This window comes from Bradyrhizobium sp. ISRA436 (genome assembly GCF_029910015.1).
Taxonomy (GTDB): Bacteria; Pseudomonadota; Alphaproteobacteria; order Rhizobiales; family Xanthobacteraceae; genus Bradyrhizobium.
The window spans coordinates 5125445-5145197 of the sequence record NZ_CP094519.1 but is presented as its reverse complement, the minus strand read 5'-3'; the positions used below and the strand labels follow the sequence as shown (position 1 = coordinate 5145197).

At 59.5% G+C, this 19753-nt stretch carries 18 protein-coding genes; 16 read left to right on the top strand and 2 right to left on the bottom strand.

Features of this window, described 5'->3' with window-relative positions:
* Positions 1 to 235: 235 nt before the first annotated feature.
* Complete coding sequence (locus MTX23_RS24155) at positions 236 to 772, bottom strand: NYN domain-containing protein (protein ID WP_280972671.1); 537 nt, start codon at positions 770 to 772, stop codon at positions 236 to 238.
* 804 nt (positions 773 to 1576) lie between these two features.
* Here MTX23_RS24155 and MTX23_RS24150 point away from each other — a divergent pair.
* From MTX23_RS24150 to MTX23_RS24140, 3 genes are all read left to right on the top strand, one after another.
* A complete protein-coding gene (locus tag MTX23_RS24150) occupies positions 1577 to 4612 on the top strand; it encodes a hypothetical protein (protein WP_280972670.1) in 3036 nt (1011 codons plus the stop codon).
* 96 nt (positions 4613 to 4708) lie between these two features.
* Entirely contained in the window at positions 4709 to 5275 is a 567-nt protein-coding gene (locus MTX23_RS24145; RefSeq protein ID WP_280972669.1) for a hypothetical protein, read from the top strand.
* Positions 5276 to 5391: 116 nt separating this feature from the next.
* A complete protein-coding gene (locus tag MTX23_RS24140) occupies positions 5392 to 5928 on the top strand; it encodes a pilus assembly protein N-terminal domain-containing protein (RefSeq protein WP_280972668.1) in 537 nt (178 codons plus the stop codon).
* 892 nt (positions 5929 to 6820) lie between these two features.
* Here MTX23_RS24140 and MTX23_RS24135 read toward each other — a convergent pair.
* Complete coding sequence (locus MTX23_RS24135; protein WP_280972667.1) at positions 6821 to 7969, bottom strand: glycosyltransferase family 87 protein; 1149 nt, start codon at positions 7967 to 7969, stop codon at positions 6821 to 6823.
* A 285-nt stretch (positions 7970 to 8254) separates the two neighbouring features.
* On the opposite strand from MTX23_RS24135, the gene MTX23_RS24130 reads away from it, so the two are divergent.
* From MTX23_RS24130 to MTX23_RS24070, 13 genes are all read left to right on the top strand, one after another.
* The gene (locus tag MTX23_RS24130) at positions 8255 to 9757 is read left to right on the top strand and encodes a hypothetical protein (protein WP_280972666.1); all 1503 of its coding nucleotides are present in this window, start codon (positions 8255 to 8257) and stop codon (positions 9755 to 9757) included.
* A 289-nt stretch (positions 9758 to 10046) separates the two neighbouring features.
* Positions 10047 to 10322 carry a hypothetical protein gene (locus MTX23_RS24125; RefSeq protein ID WP_348637504.1) on the top strand — a complete coding sequence of 92 codons (276 nt, stop codon included), beginning with the start codon at positions 10047 to 10049 and terminating at the stop codon, positions 10320 to 10322.
* A 152-nt stretch (positions 10323 to 10474) separates the two neighbouring features.
* On the top strand, positions 10475 to 10687 hold the full coding sequence (locus MTX23_RS24120; RefSeq protein ID WP_280972665.1) for a hypothetical protein: 213 nt from the start codon (positions 10475 to 10477) through the stop codon (positions 10685 to 10687).
* A gap of 160 nt (positions 10688 to 10847) precedes the next feature.
* Positions 10848 to 11030: a hypothetical protein gene (locus MTX23_RS24115; RefSeq protein WP_280972664.1), complete on the top strand. Its 183-nt coding sequence runs from the start codon at positions 10848 to 10850 to the stop codon at positions 11028 to 11030.
* A gap of 33 nt (positions 11031 to 11063) precedes the next feature.
* Positions 11064 to 11567 carry a prepilin peptidase gene (locus MTX23_RS24110; RefSeq protein ID WP_280972663.1) on the top strand — a complete coding sequence of 168 codons (504 nt, stop codon included), beginning with the start codon at positions 11064 to 11066 and terminating at the stop codon, positions 11565 to 11567.
* Between the two features lies 1 nt (position 11568).
* Positions 11569 to 12525: a Flp pilus assembly protein CpaB gene (cpaB, locus tag MTX23_RS24105; RefSeq protein ID WP_280972662.1), complete on the top strand. Its 957-nt coding sequence runs from the start codon at positions 11569 to 11571 to the stop codon at positions 12523 to 12525.
* A complete protein-coding gene (locus tag MTX23_RS24100) occupies positions 12525 to 13718 on the top strand; it encodes an AAA family ATPase (RefSeq protein WP_280972661.1) in 1194 nt (397 codons plus the stop codon). Before cpaB ends, MTX23_RS24100 begins: the two co-directional genes overlap by 1 nt.
* Positions 13715 to 15178, top strand: coding sequence for a CpaF family protein (locus tag MTX23_RS24095; protein ID WP_280972660.1), 1464 nt, complete (start codon positions 13715 to 13717; stop codon positions 15176 to 15178). The genes MTX23_RS24100 and MTX23_RS24095 overlap by 4 nt, the downstream gene beginning before the upstream one ends.
* Entirely contained in the window at positions 15175 to 16107 is a 933-nt protein-coding gene (locus MTX23_RS24090; protein WP_280972659.1) for a type II secretion system F family protein, read from the top strand. The genes MTX23_RS24095 and MTX23_RS24090 overlap by 4 nt, the downstream gene beginning before the upstream one ends.
* Entirely contained in the window at positions 16104 to 17006 is a 903-nt protein-coding gene (locus tag MTX23_RS24085; RefSeq protein ID WP_280972658.1) for a type II secretion system F family protein, read from the top strand. The genes MTX23_RS24090 and MTX23_RS24085 overlap by 4 nt, the downstream gene beginning before the upstream one ends.
* Positions 17007 to 17022: 16 nt before the next feature.
* On the top strand, positions 17023 to 17502 hold the full coding sequence (locus tag MTX23_RS24080; RefSeq protein WP_280972657.1) for a hypothetical protein: 480 nt from the start codon (positions 17023 to 17025) through the stop codon (positions 17500 to 17502).
* A gap of 8 nt (positions 17503 to 17510) precedes the next feature.
* Positions 17511 to 18839, top strand: a complete 1329-nt coding sequence (locus tag MTX23_RS24075) for a pilus assembly protein TadG-related protein (protein WP_280972656.1) — start codon at positions 17511 to 17513, stop codon at positions 18837 to 18839.
* Positions 18836 to 19249 carry a TadE/TadG family type IV pilus assembly protein gene (locus MTX23_RS24070; protein WP_280972655.1) on the top strand — a complete coding sequence of 138 codons (414 nt, stop codon included), beginning with the start codon at positions 18836 to 18838 and terminating at the stop codon, positions 19247 to 19249. The genes MTX23_RS24075 and MTX23_RS24070 overlap by 4 nt, the downstream gene beginning before the upstream one ends.
* The last annotated feature ends 504 nt before the right edge of the window (positions 19250 to 19753 follow it).

The following is a 19753-nucleotide window of genomic DNA, read 5'->3' as shown; positions in this document are numbered from 1 at the left end:
CGTTCGTATTCGTCGGCGTCATACTGGCGTTTCCGCTGGGGCGTGCGCAACTCGACGATCGCCGGAGACCAGCGCGGTCGTGATCTTTGCGCCGCTTTGGCACGACGTGAGCGTCGCGAGCGAAGCATGACGCACGCCCGACGGGCTGGCTATCGGAGCGGCTGGTTTTCCCGCCTGTGCTTTCCGTCTCGTACCCTTTGTTGCGGGCTGTGCCCTTGGCGAGATCGGGCAGGCGTTACTCTGGCGCGATCAGATACGGTGGACGCTCGATCAATGGCCTCAGGCTGTCGAGCTCAAGGAACACATCAGCCTGCCGTCGAAGCTCATCCGCGATCATGGGAGGTTTTGTGCGGATGCTGGAGACGACGGTCACGCGGACTCCCATCCGACGAATTGCCTCGACGACGGCCCGCAAATCGCCGTCGCCCGAAAACAGGAATGCGTGGTCGATGCGACGCGCGATCTCCAATGCGTCGACGGCAATCTCGACGCCGACGTTGCGTTTTATCTTTCGCCGTCCTTCGCCGTCGTCGTGCTCTCGGGCTGGCTTCGACCGAACAGCATACCCATTGTAGTCAAGCCAATCGATCAACGGTCTTGTGCTCGTGTACTCGCCATTATCTTTCACCACGGTGTAGAAGTAGGCGCGGACCAATCGTCCGTACTTGCCGAACTCCGAAAGCAATCGCCGGAAATCGACCTCAAAGCCGAGGCTCTTGACGGTGTTGTGCAGATTCGCTCCGTCAATGAAGAGCGCAATGCGATCGGTCATCTCAAATCCCCTTGACGCCGGATCGTTCGCTGCGTGCTTCGCTCTGGGGGCTCGTTGAGCGCATGGGGCGAACGTTCCGACGGAAATATCCGATCCTAGAGCATGAAATCGGTCAGGAAGAAGAGGGAAGTTTCGATAGTGCCGAGGCCGGCAGTCATCGCTCGTCCGCATGTTCGCGGGCGGATGCGAATGACTGCGGGATCGCCGACGGGTGTCGGGTTCGGTCCCCTGCAGATATTGCGAGCGACGACCTATCCCTTCGGTGCCCGCTAGGGAGCACCCCTGTCCAACCCCTGGCGGACGGGCAAAGGGCGTCAAGGATCGGCTGAGCGAATGCAGCGATATGGGGCCTCTTGCGGCGAAGCGAGGCATGTGGCGGCTTGAGGCCCTGACGGCGCCGCGGCCCATCTGAGTAGATTGAGATCTCGGCAAGATGACTGTGTAGCGAGCGTCTCCTGCCGAAGTGGCGCCCGCGCCCGCAGCCCTTCCACGCTCACAAGGTTTCTATTGCGTAGGCAACAAAAGTATACTTAGAATTAAATTGTTGCGGCGGTGCCGTTCGCGCCGACGCTATTTTTGTGCCCAAAGCGATTTTTCTACCAACACGATTTCTGCGCCCACAAGGGGGAGGGCGATCTGCATTACCAAAAAGCGTAGTTGGGTCGAGACGGTTGACATGCGCTCTGCATGCACGCGGCCCCTTTGCGTTCATCACCCGACCCGTCCTTTCGCCTCACCAACGATGAGCCGATTACGGCCGGGCCTTGGCGACCATTTTTGTGTTGTTCTTACAGGGATTTTGTCATGTCCATTTACAAGTACGATGCAAGCACCAACACGTATGTTCTCGTTGATGATTCTTCGCTTCTCGGCACCGATTCTTCACTCGCCAATCTTTCTGTTGCGACCGATCTTTCCGACTATGCGCCCGGTTCGACCGCCAGCGTCACAGCGACTGTCGGCGTGGGTGATACCGTTACATTCAATGTCAGCGACGTGGCGGGAGCAGCCGTCTCGGGGACCAACCAGCCCTGGACGGTCACCGATGGCGGTCCCGGTGATCTTGACGGGACTGCCAACGGTGTGATCCAGACCTCTTGGGCGGTCGGACTGGACGCTGCCGGCCAGTCCTTTGTCCTAAGCGCGACGGATCAGACTGCCGGCGCCATGGTGACGACCAGCTTCACGGACAGCCCGCACACGCCGGTGCCGGCCGTCGTTCCTGCAAATCTGACCAACGGCATCGTGTTTCTGACCGGGGATACCAACACGTCGACAGGCACCGGTATCTTCCCGTCGTTCGTTCAGATTCAGGCAAGCCCGCAAGAAGGCGGCGTCGAGCAAGCCTTCAACACCGACGCCGCGCCCGTTGAGGATAGCGGAAGCTCGCCGCAGCACAATCACAGCCTTCTGCTGAGCGCCGTCCCGATCGTCACGGTCAACGGCGTCGACTATCGGGAATTCCGTCTCGATCTGAACGAGCAAAGCGATCCGATCAGCCTCGATAAGCTGCAGATCTATGCCGCGACGTCCGGAAACCTCACCTCGCTGGCCGGCCTGACCCAAATCTACGACATGGACGGCGGAGCGGACGGGAAGACCGGCGGCGGCGATGACGTCGATGTGTCCGTCGGCCTGACAGCGTGGTCATCGGGCAGCGGGCACAGCGACTACAAGGTCCTGATACCGAATTCCTATTTCGCTGGGACGGACCCGGGAGCCTATATCTATCTCTACTCGCAGTTCTCCAACGCGGACGCGGGATTTGAGGAATGGTCGGTCGGGCCGACAAGCCCCGCAGGCACCACGCCGGTCGCGGTGGTGGGCATCGACAAGCAGATTTCGGTCGATGGCACCAATTGGCAGGACGTCGGCGTGTACGGCACCATCGCCGGCAGCGACGCCGCGCCGACTCTGCTGGCGGGGTCGACCGTCTACTACAAGGTGGTTGTCACCAACGAAACGGTCCCCAACGCGTCCGATCTCAATCCAGAGATGCTGGTCTCGTCGTTGACGGACGATCCGGCGCTCAGCTTTCAATACCAAAGCGGCGATACGAACAATAACGGCCTGATCGACCTCGGCGAATCCTGGACCTACACGGCGTCGACCACAGCGGTTGATGGGTTGCAGCCAGGCGGCAACGGTCAGAAGCTGCAGATCGACACCGCGACGGTGACCGGCACCGTAACCGATCAATACGGAACGACTACCAGCACAAACAGCGACCAAGCCAACTACATCGGCGTGACACCGAAGATCGCGATCGACAAGGTGACGGTCGACGGCACGCTGGATGCGAACGGCAATCTCGTCCTGGCGGACGGCAAGGGGGCTGCCGGCGACAACCTGACCATCATCGCCGGCGAGAACATTATCTGGGAGTACAAGGTCACCAATCCCGGCGATGTCGCACTGTCCAATGTGACGGTGACCGATGATCACACGGGCGTGACGCCCACGAGCCTGCTGAACGGCGACGGCTTCAATGTCGGCGACACCAACGAGGACGGCAAGCTCGACACCAACGAGACCTGGATCTACACGGCTGCCGGGGTCGCGATCGACGGTGCCTACACGAACAAGGGCACGGCGAGCGGCAGCTTCACTGACAGCGCCGGGCATACGGCGACGCCGACGGCCAGCGACTCGTCCGGCTACATCGGCGTCAATCCCGCCATCGCTATCGACAAGGTGACAACGGGCGTCGACTCCGTGACTGTCGTGAACGGCGTTGTGACGTCCATGCATACGTCGACCGGTGATGGTCTCAGCTTCCTGGCGGGCTATGGGGTTACCTGGACCTACACCGTCACGAATTCCGGCGACGTCGCACTAGCGAACGTCGCCGTGACGGACGATCAGCCCGGCGTTTCGCCCACCGCCGTGCTGCAGGGCGACCACGTTCACAATGTCGGCGACATCAACGACAACGGATTGTTGGATGTCGGCGAGAGCTGGATCTTCACGGCCTCCGGGACCTCCGTCCTCGGCAACTACAGCAATACGGGAACGGCGAGCGGGTCGTTTACCGATACGGCTCATCATACCGTCACGCCTACAGCCAGCGATTCCTCGAGCTATATCGGCACCTTCACGGAGCAGGGCGGCACGCTGACACAGGGATTCTGGGGCAGTCATACCGATGCCTGGGATGGGACGCTGGGCAAGGAAAGCAATTCAACCAAGAGCGCTTATAGCAGCGGCGTGCTCTCGGCCCTGGATGTCAATCCGCGGCACGACGGGAATCTCCTGCTCGGCGATTCCAATCACAACGGCGTGGCCGACGATGCCCACGATCTGCTGATCTCGGACGCGTTGGCGGCGTCGATCCTGTCGTCGAGCACCAGCGGTGATGCGCGCATCATCATGCTGCAGCAGACCATTGCGGCGCAGCTGAATATCGACAACGGCAAGGCAGAGCCGAACGACCTGATCGACGAAGCCGTGATGTGGCTGACCGGCAAGGGGGCCTGGAGCGGCAATGGCTTCACCGTCGATGCCGACAATAACGGCATCATCGATACGTCCGGCGGCAAGCTCGCCGGCTCGGCGGTGTCGACCAGCGGCAATGCCTGGCAGAAGTACGTCGACGTGACGGATCCATCCTCGGGCATCGCCGACTGGAATGGCGGCAAGGAAGCCGAGGGCGAAGGTCTCAAGAACGCGCTGATGTGGTGGAATGACGGCCACCTCGTGATCAGCACGTCGGGACAGGTCGCCTACGACACGAACGGGACGTCCGCCGGCGGCATCAATCCGGCAACTGTCAATCTGAACACGCTGGATGAGTTCTGGCTGACATTGCACCAGCAGACGTCGTTGACCGGGATTGCCTGATCGTTCGAGGATGGATGGACGACGATGCCGGACGCGGCCGGCCGTGTTCGGCCGTAGTTCCCTCATCATGCCCGATGATTCAATCGGGCATGACAGTTGAGCGGGTTCGCGATGACGGGCCCGTCGCGGCCGACTGATCAATCCGGTCTCCAGAGCAAGGAGCGCAACCGGGAGCGCTGGTCACCGCACGCACGGCGCCTTGCCGCCTTGCCGCTCTGCATCATGCTGTCCGCCTGCGGGGCGGTTCGCCAGGCCGTCGAGGAACAGGCCGATCCGGTATCCTCACCTGCCAACCTGAACGTTGCTCTGGCGGAATGTCGCAATGCCTTTCCGGATCAAATCGTGCAAGCTGTGGCGCGTGCCTCATGCGTGATCAAGGCGACGGAGCTGGTGCGGCCCTTGTTGCCGTTTCCCGGGCTGCTCGACCGGGAGAACGCCTTGCGGAGATCGCTGGCCGAGCAGGTTCAAGGCGGAAAGATCTCCCTGCTCGAGCGAAATCTTCAGATGCAGAAGCTGCATTCACAGATCCTCGAGGAAGAGCGAAGCAGGCAATCCTCCGCGCCGGCCGACTCCGGCAAGCAGCCATTGGCGGTGACGCAGTGGCGGCAGTCCAATTCGGAGGTCTGCGGGTGGCTCGGAGGTGATACAGCGAATTGCTACTGACGCTGATCACCAGGGGCGTCGGCCTGTTCCGGCGCCAGAAGGGATCAAGAGCGCCGGAGCCGTCCCTCCGATGGCGCCCGTCCCAGCGCGTTTTATCCTAGGGAGAAAAAGTGGCAATGGACGAGAAGCAGGTACTTATCCTTAATTTCCATCGCCCTCACCAGCCATGGTGGTACTCTACCTTCTTTCAGGAGGAAGCTTTTATGAAGCGATTGGTTTTGATGGCAGCCTTGCTGGTGTCTGGCGGTGCAATTGCTCAACCGCGTGAGGTTATCCCGACAGATCAGATTTCACTCGCCAGAGGTCAGATCAAAGTGCTGGTGTTTGACGAGCAGATCGGCCGGATCAATGTCGTAGGCAAGGGCATCGTTGAGGCTGAACCACAGACTGACAGGCAGATGTCGATTGAGGGGATTGGCTCCGGTTCAAGTCAGCTTTTCGTATTTTCCAAGGATGGGAAGCAGATATACAGCGCTGCCGTCGTCGTTACCGCGGAACTCGGACACCTCGTCAAGATTTATGGCAACAACAAGAATGAGGATCTCAACGCGGGTCACACGCTAGTCTGGTGCAACGAGTTTGGCTGCGGACGCCCTGATGGAGACCTGCCGAAGCCGACATCGCTTGCTGTCGAGCGCGTTAGGGCCAGGTAAGACAGTCGCATCCGGTCGCAAAACGGCTAGCGCGCGGGGAGCCCGGCCCGACGCTTTGATCTGCTGCCCGTGGGCATCCGCAGGGCATCAAAGCACGCATCCGCAGCGGGCAGATTTGGCATAGGCGAAGAGCCTGGCATCGGCCTTCGGATTGCGCGTGCAGAAGCCGTTGATGATCGTGGCGACCTTCTCTTGGTGGCCCGGTTGCCAATGCCCAAGTCCGTGCAGCGCTTTTCCTGGCAGGCCAGAGACTCGAGATGCAGGATGCACTCCATGGTGATTAGTTAGCGCAGATCGTGGAGAATTGACAGGTTGGGATCGCCGCCAAGCGCGAGAGAGGGAAAAGCATCCCACCACATGTAGCAGACGCCGTTGCAGCGCGGCTTGAATAGTCGCTCAAAAAAGAGCCGATCGCCCCGACGCTACGGATGCGCGCCTTGACTGGCACCTCGGTCGAGCAAAACCATCCGCTGTCGCCGGATGCCATCGTGTTGACGAGGGAAGTCAGGCCTTGGGCGATCTGGCGATGGGCGAACCCTTCCAGTGCCGGTTCCGGGTTTTCAAATAGCCGAGTAGTGAGATACGCGATGGCCTGAGCGGGCGGGGGATCCCACCAATCTGTATCTCAACCGTTGCACGGCTGCTCGGTAAGACGCAGCTGCTCTGGCGTGCCTTGCCCGTATTTGCACGGGGTCGACGAAGTCCCGCTAGAAATTCAAATTAGTCCCGGAAAAATTTGAGACGCTGTTGTGCCCCAGGATGGCTCTCCGCGAGGACTGATTCTCGGATCGGCTAAGAGTGGCGTCCAGACTCACCACAGCGTTTTCGGCATTAACTCCGAAAAAGGGTTCAAGGCCCATACTTTGCGCCCGCCGCGTGGCGTGGCATACCTTCACGTCCGCCATTTGTTTCGCTGCTCATGGCAAAACGGCAGACTGTCCGCCGCAGCTACGGCTAGCGCCGGCTCACGCCGCCACCACGAACCGGCACGACCGAGGATGAGGATTGAAACAATCAGTGTGGTGCCGAGCCCCGTCGGCGTGCCCGTGAAGTAGCAGGCGATGAGAACGAGTGCGCCGCCCAGTGCCGGAAGTTCGTAGCCGCGAAAGCCGGCCCTTAATCCGATGCGGACCAGGAAGGCGACGGGAATGGCGAGCACCACCATGTCGTAGATGGCGAGATAGGGTGTGGCCAGCAGCGTCCCCGCGGCAAGAGCAGCGGCCTTCAAGGTATAGGGCACGCGGCTTCGCCACATCAGCGCCAGCACCACCGCAACGAACGCGGTGAGGACAAGCTGGAATGCCCAGGCCAGTTGCTCGGTGCCGCCAAAATAACGCACCACCGAGTACATGCTCTGCAACTTCCACCATGTCGCCTGGCCCTCGGTCAAGATCGCTTGCGAGGATCTCGGCATCCAGTGGAAGAACGCCAGCCAGCTCTCGGTGCCGAAGGCGAGCCACGAAACGACGAACATCGCGATCGCCGTCACGGTGGCGCTGACAAACACGCGCCAATGCCCCGCCGCAATCAGCACAATCGGAAACAGCAGCCCGTATTGCGGCTTGTATGTCAATAGTCCGAGGCAGATGCCGGCAAGCACCGGGCGCATCGGGATCAGATAGAGCGTGCTGCCGATCAGCGCCGCGGTGAGGAAGCCGTTCTGCCCGACCAGCGCGTTGATCATAACAAATGGAGCGGCGAGCGCGAGCAGAACGCCGAAGTTGTGGCCGACGATTGCGCGCATGACGGCAAGATAAGGTACGATGCTGGCGAGAACCCAGCCGAGATACGCCACCGAATAGGGCAACAGCGCCAGCACGGATGCGACGAAGAGGAACGGCGGCGGGTAATGCCACGGAAAGTTGCCGGTAAAATCCTGACCGAGCTTGGCGACCTCGATCCGCTTCAGGATGTCCCAGTCAAAGGCCTGTGCCGGAAAGCCATCGAGCGCGAGATGCCCGGTAGCCCAGAAGCTGATAAAGTCCGTCGGGATGCCGAGGCCGTTCTGATCATAAATCCACACGTGCGCAAGATACGCCATCAGGCAAAGCGTCAAGTTCAGCGCGCAAAGCGCAAAACATGCCTTCCGGAGCCGCACGGGAATTTCGATCTGGCCCGGGGCGATTTCTAGGGGGGAGCGAGAGGCGGCCATGCGAGATCCTGTCGGAAAGCCCACGCTCTCTAAAGCAATAGGGCACGCAGAAAGAAGTGTCCAGAATCTTCGCGGCTATCGTTAATGCTGGCGCGGGCATTAAGCAGCTTGAGAGCTTTGCGTTGCGCCCACGGGTCGAAGTTGACAATGATTGACATCCCAGGACAAGGGCGCATGCGTTCAAGCAACAATTCGCTTCAGGTGGATACAGAAACCAGGCTGAGCGTGGCCCCCGCGCGCAGTGATCACCTTCGGCCTTGGTTGCCACTCATATTCGCGGCTACGGCCTATCTGACGGTCATCGCCAGGCCCGTCAGCTTATTAAGGGATGCGGACATCTACTGGCATATTGTGGTCGGCCAGTGGATCATCGATCATCGTGCTGTACCTCACGTCGATCTATTCTCCTTCACGATGCGCGGCGCACCTTGGATAACCAGCGAGTGGTTATCAGAAGTCCTTTATTTCGTGGCGTTCAAATTAGCCGGGTGGCCGGGACCTGCAATGCTTGCCGCGCTGTCGGCGTTTGTAGCGTTCTACCTGCTGACGTTCCTGTTACTGAAAAGACTGCCGAACATACCGGTCATGATCTTGGCGGCTGCTGGAATCGCCCTGACAGCGTTCCACACGCTGGCCAGGCCGCATGTCTTGATCTTTCCCTTAATGGTGTTGTGGGCTAGCGCTCTGGTTCAGGCGAGCGAAGAACGACGAGCGCCTTCGATCGCGTATCTCCCGCTCATCACTCTCTGGGCGAACCTTCACGGTAGCTTTACGCTGGGCCTGGCGCTGATTGCGCCGTTCGCATTGGAGGCGCTTTGGACCGTAGACAAATCCGCTCGCTTGACGCTCGCGTTGCATTGGCTTCGATTTGGGGTACTGGCACTTGGGGCCGCCTGTATCACCCCGTATGGACCGGAGTCGATCCTGGTTACATTCCGCATTTTGAATCTTGGGACGACCCTTTCAAACATCGGCGAGTGGGGGCCGCTGAACTTCGGCACACTAAATCCCATTACAATATGCTTTATCGCTGGCGCTGCCTACGTCCTGTACAGCGGGCTTAAGCTGCCTCTGCTCAGGATTGCTGCGCTCCTGGCTGTTATTTACCAGACCCTCGCTCATGTACGCTATGTCGACGTTTTCGCACTGGTTGCGCCATTCTTCATCGCCGGTCCGTTAGGCCAGCATCTCTCATGGCCCGAATTGCAGCACAGCCGGAAAGTCGTACCCGCAGCAAGGACAGCGTTTATCGCTGCCATCACGGCCCTTGTTATCGCGACGGGAGTGATCGTGACGACGACCGACCACATGCCACCACGTGTTCCGCGCCTTGCAGTGGAAAAGCTCAAGGAGCTAAAGGCAAATCGCGTCTTGAATGACTACTACTTCGGCGGGTATCTGATTTCCCAGGGCGTTCCGACATTCGTTGATTCACGTGCCGAATTGTATGGGCCAGCCTTTCTCAACCGCTATATGCGGGCCATTTGGCTCGATGATCTCGCGGATTTTGTCAGATTGCTCGATGAATACAAAATTGACGCAACGCTGCTGTTTCCGTCGACTCAGGCAGTAGGTCTGCTTGATCGACTGCCAGAATGGGAGCGGACTTATGCCGATGACGTAGCCGTCGTCCACGTTCGGCGCACGCATCCAGGAAGCGCGGATACCGCGAAGTAGGTCTGCTCGCTCGCCATCGAGCCACGGAATCTTCCGGATGAGCCGATGGGACTGTGCGCGGAAGACGATGGCGCCTTGCTCTTCGCCGCTATTGGAACTCCCGCGCCGTATTCGCACGGAGCCGCGCGCCTCAGGCCGCGAAGCGGAAACGATTCCGAGTTACCTCAAAAGATTCCGGCCTTCATCTGCGCAGCATGGTGCTTGTCGCATCCGTCAGCCGCTGCCCGGTAGGGTTAACAAAGGATTACCAGGTGACAGCTTTCTCGCAAAATATTATAGATAAATTTAGTTGGCATTGGATTTGGCCGCCAACGGGACTGTGCAAATTAATCGTAAAAAGGGATTTTGTCCTATGTTGAAATATTACATCAAGACCACGGAAGCCTTGAAGCGTCTGCGCGACAACGAGGACGGCGTCGTGTCGTTCGAGTACGTGATCGTCGCTGCTTGTGTCGTCGCGGCAGTGGGTGCTGCGTTCGGTTTGGGTGGCACCGGTCCTATCTCTACCGCACTGAGCAGCGCGATCTCGAGCATCTCTTCAAAGGTTACTGCTGCCGTCGGATAGCGCGGCCGACCGGGACCGCGAAGGGGGCCATTGGACAGTGCCCCCCGACGGACCACCAAGTGCGACCACATTTCGTAGATCCAGTCAGATGGGTGCTGGGTTGGCGCAGGTGCGCGCCAACGGGAGTGTAAGATTAACCGGAGAGGTGTGCTATGTTGAAATATTACATCAAGACCACGGAAGCCTTGAAGCGTCTGCGCGACAACGAGGACGGCGTCGTGTCGTTTGAGTACGTGATCGTCGCCGCTTGCGTCGTCGCCGCGGTAGGGGCTGCGTTCGGTTTAGGTGGTACCGGTCCTATCAGCGACGCACTGAGCAGTGCGATTTCAAGCATCTCCAGCAAGGTCACTGCTGCAGTCGGCTAATACGGCCGTACGGCTCGCTCGGGGAGGTGCGTTGAATTGTGCCCCCCGCTTCTTTTGCAGTATTCAATTGATGAGTTGGATTGCACGCGCACAGCCTCGCTTCTGAAAATCCTAGTAGGAAAGTTCTATGTTGAGGTGTTGGGTTGGAATTGCTGACGGATTGAAGCGTCTGCGCGCCGACAAAGACGGCGTAATATCCTTCGAATACGTGATCATCGCGGCTTGTATTGTCACCGCGGTAGGCGCTGCATTCAACACTGGCGCTAGTGGTCCCATGAAAGACGCGCTGACGGGTGCTGTCAACACGATCGCCACCAATGTCACGACCGCCGGCGGAGGGTGATACTGCCGAAAGTTTTTCTGAGGCGTGCATTTTATGAGCTGGATTGTTATAACGTCGTTTCTGGAAATCCTGTTGTTGCTAAATGTCGCAACGACCGATATCGCGACACGATTGATCCGAAATGAGATTTGTCTTGCGCTGGCAATTCTTGGGATCGCTGGTCAACTGGCCAATCCAATACAAGTTGCCCAGTCGCTGATCGTTGCTGCGATCCTGCTGCTGCTGCTGTTCGTCATCTACCAGCGGGGAAAGATTGGCGGCGGCGACGTCAAGTTGCTGGTTGCTCTGGCGGTTGGTCTTCCGCTGACGGGCGTCATTCAGTTGTTGACTGTGACAGCGCTTGCCGGCGGGGTACTCGCCCTAGTGCATCTGATGATGCGCGTCCTGCCATATCCTAGGCTTGCGCCCGCCGGATCGTCGCTCGTGCGCCGCGTCTATGCGGTCGAGCGTTGGCGCCATTTGCGACACGCGCCGTTGCCTTACGGGGTTGCCATAGCGTGTGGTGGTATTTGGACGATTTTGAGCAAAGGATTTTGAGATGTCATCCGCCTTGCGTCTTTCGATTATCGCGGTGCTGTTGCTGGCCACAACTGCGCTCGCGCTTATTGCCTATAACATGAACCTGCCGAAAGAGGCTCCGGCGCAGATCGCCGAGCAGGCGCCGGCGCCGGCGACTGTCGGGTACTTTGTTGCCGCTCGTCCGCTCCCGCGAGGCGCGCTGGCCCGCGATGAAGACTTCACGGTACGCTCGGCGCCGCCGGAACGTGTGCCAGCAGGCGCGATCCTTGAAACGCCCGACTCCAAGGCTGGACTTCCCGGTGCTCTTGTTCGCAAGTTCGTCGACGCTGGCAGTCCCATCACACTGCAGGACATACTGCGCCCGAAGGATCGGGGTTTCCTCGCCAGCGTCCTGGCACCGGATAGCCGCGCCATTAGCATCAAGGTTGACGAGGAGTCCGGCGTCTCGGGTCTGATCAGGCCAGGTGATCATGTCGACGTCGTGTTGACCCAGGTGTTCGAGAAGGCAGATCCCGCGCATCGCGCCTTGGCCGAGACCGTTCTGCGCAATGTTCGAGTTATCGCGATCGACCAGGAAATTGCGCAAGGTGGCCGACCCGTTAGCGCCGCGGTGGGTAAGCAGGTGCAGACGGTGTCGCTGGAGCTTACGCCGGAGCAGGTCAAGAAGGTCACCGTTGCAAAACAGCTTGGAACGCTCTCACTCGCCGTTCGGTCGGCAGTCGATCAGTGGGAGAAAGCGGATGCGGGTGCGATGTCCAGCTGCGATGTGTCGCCTGAACTTGCCCGCCAGAATGCAATTGCCGGCCAAACGGCAGCGGTGGTGGTTCATACCGGAGGTGAGGTCAAGGAATACACAGTCAGGAAGCAGGACGCCGACGATATCGACGTTGCCGTCAGCTGCGATGGGGCGCCGGACCCTGGTCGCCAGACCGCAGCCGCGACGACTTACACCGGCAAGGATTCGGAGAAACGCTGATGAACGTTGCCATGATCAATCAGCCTGAAGCCGCATCCGTTGTAGCGCGCGACCGTGTCGTCTGTTTCGTAAACGACGAGCTCAGTGCCGCGGCTCTGCGCAAGGGCCTCGAAGGCAGCAACTTGTCGATCAGGCGCGGCACGATCCGCAATGCCATCAAGATGCTCGAAACCGACACTGATTTGTCCGCATTGGTGACGGATATAAGCGGCATCGAGGATCCATTTGTCGAGCTGGAAAGACTGGCCAGCGTTTGTCCGCCCGATGTTCGCGTCGCTCTGATTGGTGAGAGCAGGGAGATCACGTTCTACCGCGAACTGATGGACATCGGCCTGACCGAGTACCTCCCGAGGCCGCTCACGCGAGACATGGTGCTGGACCAGCTGCGCCCGAAGCTGATTGGCGACGTGGCGCCCAGTCAGCCCGATCGCGGCGGGCATGTGATCTCGATCTGCGGCGCGCAGGGAGGCGCCGGTGCAACGAGTATCGCCATCAATCTCGCGCTGCAACTGGCCGAGACCACCAAAGCCAAGGTCGCGCTCCTCGACCTCCATCTGCAAAACGGCGAAACGGCCGTGATGCTGGGTGTTCAGCCCGGGCCTGGACTGCGCATCGCTCTGGAAAACCCGATGCGGGCGGACACGTTGTTCATCGAACGCGCTGCAATCGATGTTAACGAGCGGGTTTGTCTGGTTTCCGCCGATGAGGACCTGGATGCGCAGCTCGACATCACAGAAGCGGGAGTGAGACACGTTCTGGGTCTGCTCCGGCAACGGTTCAATTACATCGTCGTCGATGTCCCGGTCCCGTTTCCGCCATCCATCCATCCGGTATTCACGGTTTCCCGTCACGTGCTGGTGCTGCTGGAAGCCGAGGTGACCGGGCTTCGCAATGCCCACGCGCTACGCAACGCCGTCACCAGCATCGCTGGCAAGGATCGGGTCTTTACCTTGCTCAACCGTGCCAATCGGGCCGGGGGCCTTCCCAGGGCCACGATCGTAAAGGCTCTCGGCGGAGAACCCGACATGGTGATCCCCGATCTCGGGAAGGGGATGACCCAGGCGGTCAATCTCGGAATTCCCGCTCTGAAGCACGTATCAGGACTGCGGCGTCACCTCGCACCGATCGTCCGGGAGATCACCGGTGTCGGTGCCGAGCGGAAGGGACGGTTGAGGAGGCTGCTCGGGCTATGAAAAAATTTGGTCGGCGCCAAGACGACGCGGCTCGTTTGCCTGCATTGATGCCAAGCTTGCCTGCTTCTCCGCCAAGCTTGCCCACGGCTGCGTCAAGCTCGGCTACACCTGCGCCAAGCCCGGCCATGGCTGCGCCAAGCTCGCCTGCGCCCATACCAAGCCCGACGGCACTGGCGCCGAAGCGAGTCGAGCCCTCGTATCAGCATTCGGCGATCGCGGCTTCGCTGCGCGAACGGGTCATCCAGCAGATCGAGCCCGCGGCGGCCGCAACGGTTTCACGCGACGTTCTTCGGCGGCAGATCGAGGAAATCATTCACGGAATCGCCAATCAGGAACGGCTCGAACTGTCGGGACGCGAGCAGCTTCAGCTGGCGGACGAGATCGCGGATGACATGACCGGCTACGGGCCGCTCCGTCCGCTTCTGCTCGATGAAACAATCAACGACATCATGGTCAACGGACCGAGTAACATTTACGTCGAGCGAGGCGGCAAGCTGGAACGGGTGGCGGTGCGATTCCGCGACAATGATCATATTGCGTCCGTGGCACAGAAGATCGCAGCGCAAGTCGGCCGGCGCGTCGACGAATCCAGCCCGATGGTGGATTGCCGCCTGCCGGACGGCAGCCGCGTCAACATCATCTTCCCGCCTCTGGCGATCCATAGTCCTTGCATATCGATCCGAAAATTTCCAAGTCATCGTTTGGACATCGCCGGCATGATCGCAAACGGTTCGATGACCGCGGCGATGGGACAGTTGCTGGAGATTTCCGCCCGCTCTCGGCTCAATATTCTGGTCTCGGGCGGCACCGGTTCCGGCAAGACGACGCTGTTGAATGCGATGAGTCAGTTCATTGATCACAGCGAACGTGTTGTCACGATCGAGGACGCGGCAGAGCTACAGCTTCAGCAGCCGCATGTGATCAGCCTGGAGACGCGGCCTCCGAGCATCGAGGGCACAGGGCTGGTGACGCAACGCGATCTCCTGTGGAACGCGCTGCGCATGCGACCTGATCGGATCATCGTAGGCGAGGTGCGCGGCGCTGAAGCATTTGACATGCTGCAAGCGATGAACACCGGCCATGACGGTTCGATCTCCACGGTGCATGCCAACAGCACCCGCGACGCCCTGACCCGCATCGAAAACATGGTGCAAATGGGCCAGGTCAACCTGCCGTCGCGGGCGATTCGAGCTCAGATCGTCGCAGCGCTGGATATCATCGTGCAAGTCGAGCGCATGCGGGATGGACAGCGTCGCATTGTCCAAATCAGCGAGGTGATCGGCCTGGAAGGCGATGTGATCACCACCAATGATATCGCGTCCTTCCAGTACCAGGAGGAGGATGTTCACGGCCGGATCTCGGGCACCTACCGGTCCACTAACGCAATCCCGAAATTCAAGAGCCGTCTTGTCTATTACGGGCTTGATCGCGCCTGGGCTGAGGCCATGAGGCAGATATGATACCGCCATTTGTGATCCTCACTGTTCTGGCGCTGCTGCTCTGTGCATCGGCGGTAACGTTGTGGCTCGACTCCCGGGAACGACGCATGGATCGTCAACTGACGAACGCGTTGCCAGCCTCGCACTCGGCAGGCCTGACTTCCATTCGTCGTTCGGAGACCGGGTCCCGCTCGCAGTTGATCCACCGGCTGGCCAATTACAGGCCCGAAGTCGTTTACGTCTGGCACCCGGCCTACACGGTGCTGGCCGGTGCCCTCGCTGCAATAGCAGTCGTTTATGTCAATCGCCTGGTGCAGTTTTCCGCCCCCTTGGTGTCTGTCGCGGCTGCAATTGTCGCCCTCCTGGTGGTGCGAGGTCTGTTTGGATGGCAGCAACATCGGTTCACCAATCAGCTTTTTCGACAGCTGCCTGACACGATCCAACTGGTGACGAGCACTGTTCGATCCGGGCTGCCGGTGAACGAGGCATTTCGCACCATCGCGCGCGAAATGCCGCAGCCAACAGCGGGGCAGTTTGCGATCGTATGCAGCGAATTGAATCTGGGAAGACCTCCGGAGGAGGCCGTCGAAGCCATCTATCAGCGAACGCTGGTGGCGGAATATGCGATGTTTGCGGTGACGCTTGCCGTTCAGTTGAAGTCGGGCGGCAGTTTGGCTGAAACCTTGCAGACACTGGGTGAGACCGTGAGCCAGCGCGTTGCGCTCGCGGCGCGCGCGAAGGCCCTGGCAGGAGAGGTGATCTTTTCATCGCGCGCGCTTACATGTGCGCCCGTCATCGTAGGTGGGTTGCTGTATTTGCTCAATCCGAAATCAATCGATCTGCTATTCTCCGATCCGATCGGAAACATGCTGTTGGCTTACGCAACAGGCTCGGTGATTGCCGGGCACTTTGTGATACGTTGGATGGTTAGAAGGGAAACAGCGCTATGACGGCCGGTCTCGGTTTGGTGGCGCTCGCCATAACAGCTGCGGCAGCGACCCTCGTGTTGGTCATTCGCGAAGTCCACCTTCGTGCGTTGGACGCGCGCGTGAACAAGGCCGTGATGGGCCTTCCTGGCCACTCATCGCACTCCGAGGACATGATCGGCTGGTTTTCGTCGATCGGCATGCGATATCGGCGCTTTTACGCTGCGGAAGATATCGAACAATTGCGGACGGTCCTTCAATCGGCAGGTTTCAATCATCATCGAACCTTGCCGATCTGGATCGGCGTCAAAATTGTCAGCATGTTCCTGTTGCCGGCCATTGCCTTGCTTTTTTCGCAGCTTTCGGGGTGGCCGCCGACCAGTGTGCTGATCTTCACACTGTTGGGCGTGGTGATCGGAATTATGGGACCGCGGCTGATACTGCTCCTGCTGAGACGGCGTTTTGATGCTGCCATTCGGCTGGGCACGCCGGATACAATCGACCTGCTGGTTGTGTGCAGTGAAGCGGGAATGGGCCTGGAGAGTGCGTTGCAGCGCGTGGCGGAAGAAACGGCCCAGACCAATCCTGCCATAACCCACGTGTTACACGGTCTGCTGGACGATCTCAGGATATTGCCAAATCGCATCGATGCATTCGAGAAATTGGCATCCAGGTCGGATGGACTGCGCCGCTTCGGCACCATGGTCAGCCAAAGCCTGCAATATGGCACGCCGTTGGGCCAGGCTCTGCGCAGTATCGCTGCGGACCTCCGTCAGGAACGCATTACGAAGCTGGAAGAAAGGGCGCACAAGCTCGGCGCCAAGCTGACCATTCCGATGGTGCTGTTTCTGCTTCCGGCCATGTTCGTCATTTTGGGAGGAAGTCCGTTTCTGCATCTCATTCGTTCTTTCAAGGGCATCTAGCTACGGGACAGGAGCCATGAGCAGGGTTCGTGCCTGTCGGAATAGGCAAATCAGCCGCAAAGCATCTTTGCTCGCGGATCAACGCGGCGCCGTCGCGTTCGAGACGCTCATTGTCTACGCCTTTATGATGTTCAGCCTGATTCTGCCGCTTGCCGACGTGGCGATCGCCGGCTTCCAGTACATATCGGCGTGGGAGGCATTGCGTGGTTTCGGACAAACTATCCAGTACTCGCCGCCACCTGACGTTACGAACACGTCAAGCTGGGCGTCAACCGAGCTCGCCAAGGCTGATCCCAAGTATCCCATCCCGAGTATTCAAGTCCTTTGCGGCAACAGCAACGCTGTCTGTTCCTCGACCAACCTGACGCCGCCCAGGTCCTATTCTTACTCGACGACCATTACCTTGGCGCCCATGGTGCTGAGGTCGGTGTTGTGTACGAGCACCAATGCCAATCCTTGTACCTACACGCTGCCTTACTCAGAGCGCTTTCTATAGGGTGTTCCATGCGTGACATGCTCCGCTGCCGTCGAGGTTCTGCCGCATTCGCAACCGTCATTGCGCTGGTGCCGCTGGTCGGGGTGGTTGCACTCGGGGCCGAGGCGGGATCATGGTACGTCACCAAGCAACACGCGCAGAATGCCGCCGATGCGGCAGCCTATTCGGGTGCCTTGACGCTGGCGTGCTCGTTGTCCAGCGCCACTGCGAGCTGTGATACAACACAAACCTATGACTATCGCGGCAAACAATTTGCTGCACAGAACGGGTTCTGCAACTCCGGCGACTCGTCGTATGTGGGCGCTACTTGCCCGACCTCCCTTCCGACAGGTACGTCGCAAACCGTGCAGATCGATCTGGGCACTTACGCTGCCGGTACCTGGACCAGCTCGGCAGCCGGCAACTTCGTTCGCGCCACTGTTAGCCAGCAACAACCTGCCTACCTGGCAGCAGTGCTTGGTTTGTCCACCGTCGACATAGGCGGTTCAGCCATTGCCGAGGTCCAGAACCCCAAAGATCTCTGCGCGTTGGGCCTGTCCTCGACCAACATCGCACTTACACTGGGCGGCGGTGGCACCCTAACCGGAGACGGTTGCGGGTTGATGTCGAATAACACCGTCAAATACGCGAGCACGCCGACCTTCAGCGGTTCGGGTTGGGCCGTTGATGCCGTAAACGGCTGCACCAACTCGGGCAACTGCGATCCTGGCGTGCCGTACAACTACAGCATGCTGCCTGCGACGAATCCGCTCAAGGCATTGGATACTGCATCGTTCAACTCGAGGACGAGCCCGTCAACAAGACCATGTGGAGGCAATGTCACCAATGGTCAATTCTGTTCGCTAACCGAGAACAGCGCTGGCGGGGTGTACAGCGACCTGACGGTGAATTCCGGAGGCACGCTGAATCTTGCTCCAGGAACGTACTTTTTCTACAATGCAACGCTGAACTTTGGCGGAACGGTCACCGGAACAAACGTAACGCTAGTGTTGCTCGGAACCAGATCGAGCATTTCCATCACCGGTACGGTGACCCTGTCGGCCCCGACGACCAACTCTTATTCTTCTCTTCTGAACGGCGTTCTGATTGACGATCAGGCCCCGGCGGGGAGCAGCAACAACGTCACCATCAACGGCAGTAGTGCGGTCTCTCTGTTCGGCGCGCTGTACTTCCCCAATGTCGGTGTCACGTGGAACGGAACGACCGCCAACGTCAATACGGGGTGCACAGAAGTGATCGCCAACACGCTCACCATAAACGGTACGGCCAACTTAAGCACCGGCAGCTGTGCTTCAGGCACCGTTGCTAAGACCCAAGTTGTGGCTTTGGTCAAATGATGAGAAAGCTCGATCAGCGAGGCACCGCGGCGATGGAGTTTTGCTTCGTCGCAGTGTTCTTGTTCACAGTGATGTTCGTGATCTTCGACCTCGGACGTTACGCAATCACGATGCAGTCGTTGCGCACGCTTGCGAATGCGGGCGCCCGGCAAAACATGATCCAGTGCTATACGCCTGCCGTGGTAGCGAACACGTCACCCTCCGGCTGTACCGCTGATTACCTGTCGACTACGCAGAAGCAGGATGCTGCTCCCTTCCTTTATAACGCCGGTCTCACGCCTTCAATGAACACGACCTCGGGAGCCTCGGCACTCACTGTTACGGCATCTCTACCAGATTTCACCATGATCATGCCGATCTGGGGCACGACATTGAACGCGCCGAGCGCGTCCACCAAAATTCCATTCTAGCTGACATCATCCGGATCGCGCCTGGACGACGGCAAGCGATAGAACGTTGGTGCCGGCCGCCGAGACAGATTCTCCGCATCGGTCAGGGAAGCACACGAGCCTGTCGACGTGATTCTCGCCGGCGGCTGCTTGGGTCGTCATCCGCCGGTTGCGTCCGACGCCCTGGGGGCCACGCTGCGGGTCACTCCCGAGCCAGGCCACCAAAAGTGGTGCTCACCGGCAACATCGCGGAGTTTTCTCCGGCGTTGCCATAGCGTGGGGGTGGTCTTTCCTTGCAATCGGGGCGCGCAGCGGATGATGATCCTGGTGCCGCGTTTTGCGGCTGGCAGGCGGCCGGGAGTGTCCGGCCGGAGCGGCGTGTCGGTCGGCTCAGCGTGCCAGGATGTGGGACTTCGCAAGTAACTATTTGTAATCGGACAGATTGTAAGCTCGACGACGTGGTGCACGAAGGAGAGTGATCAGGACGTCGAGGCGGTAAATTTACGGAGTTTGCCGTGAGAATCA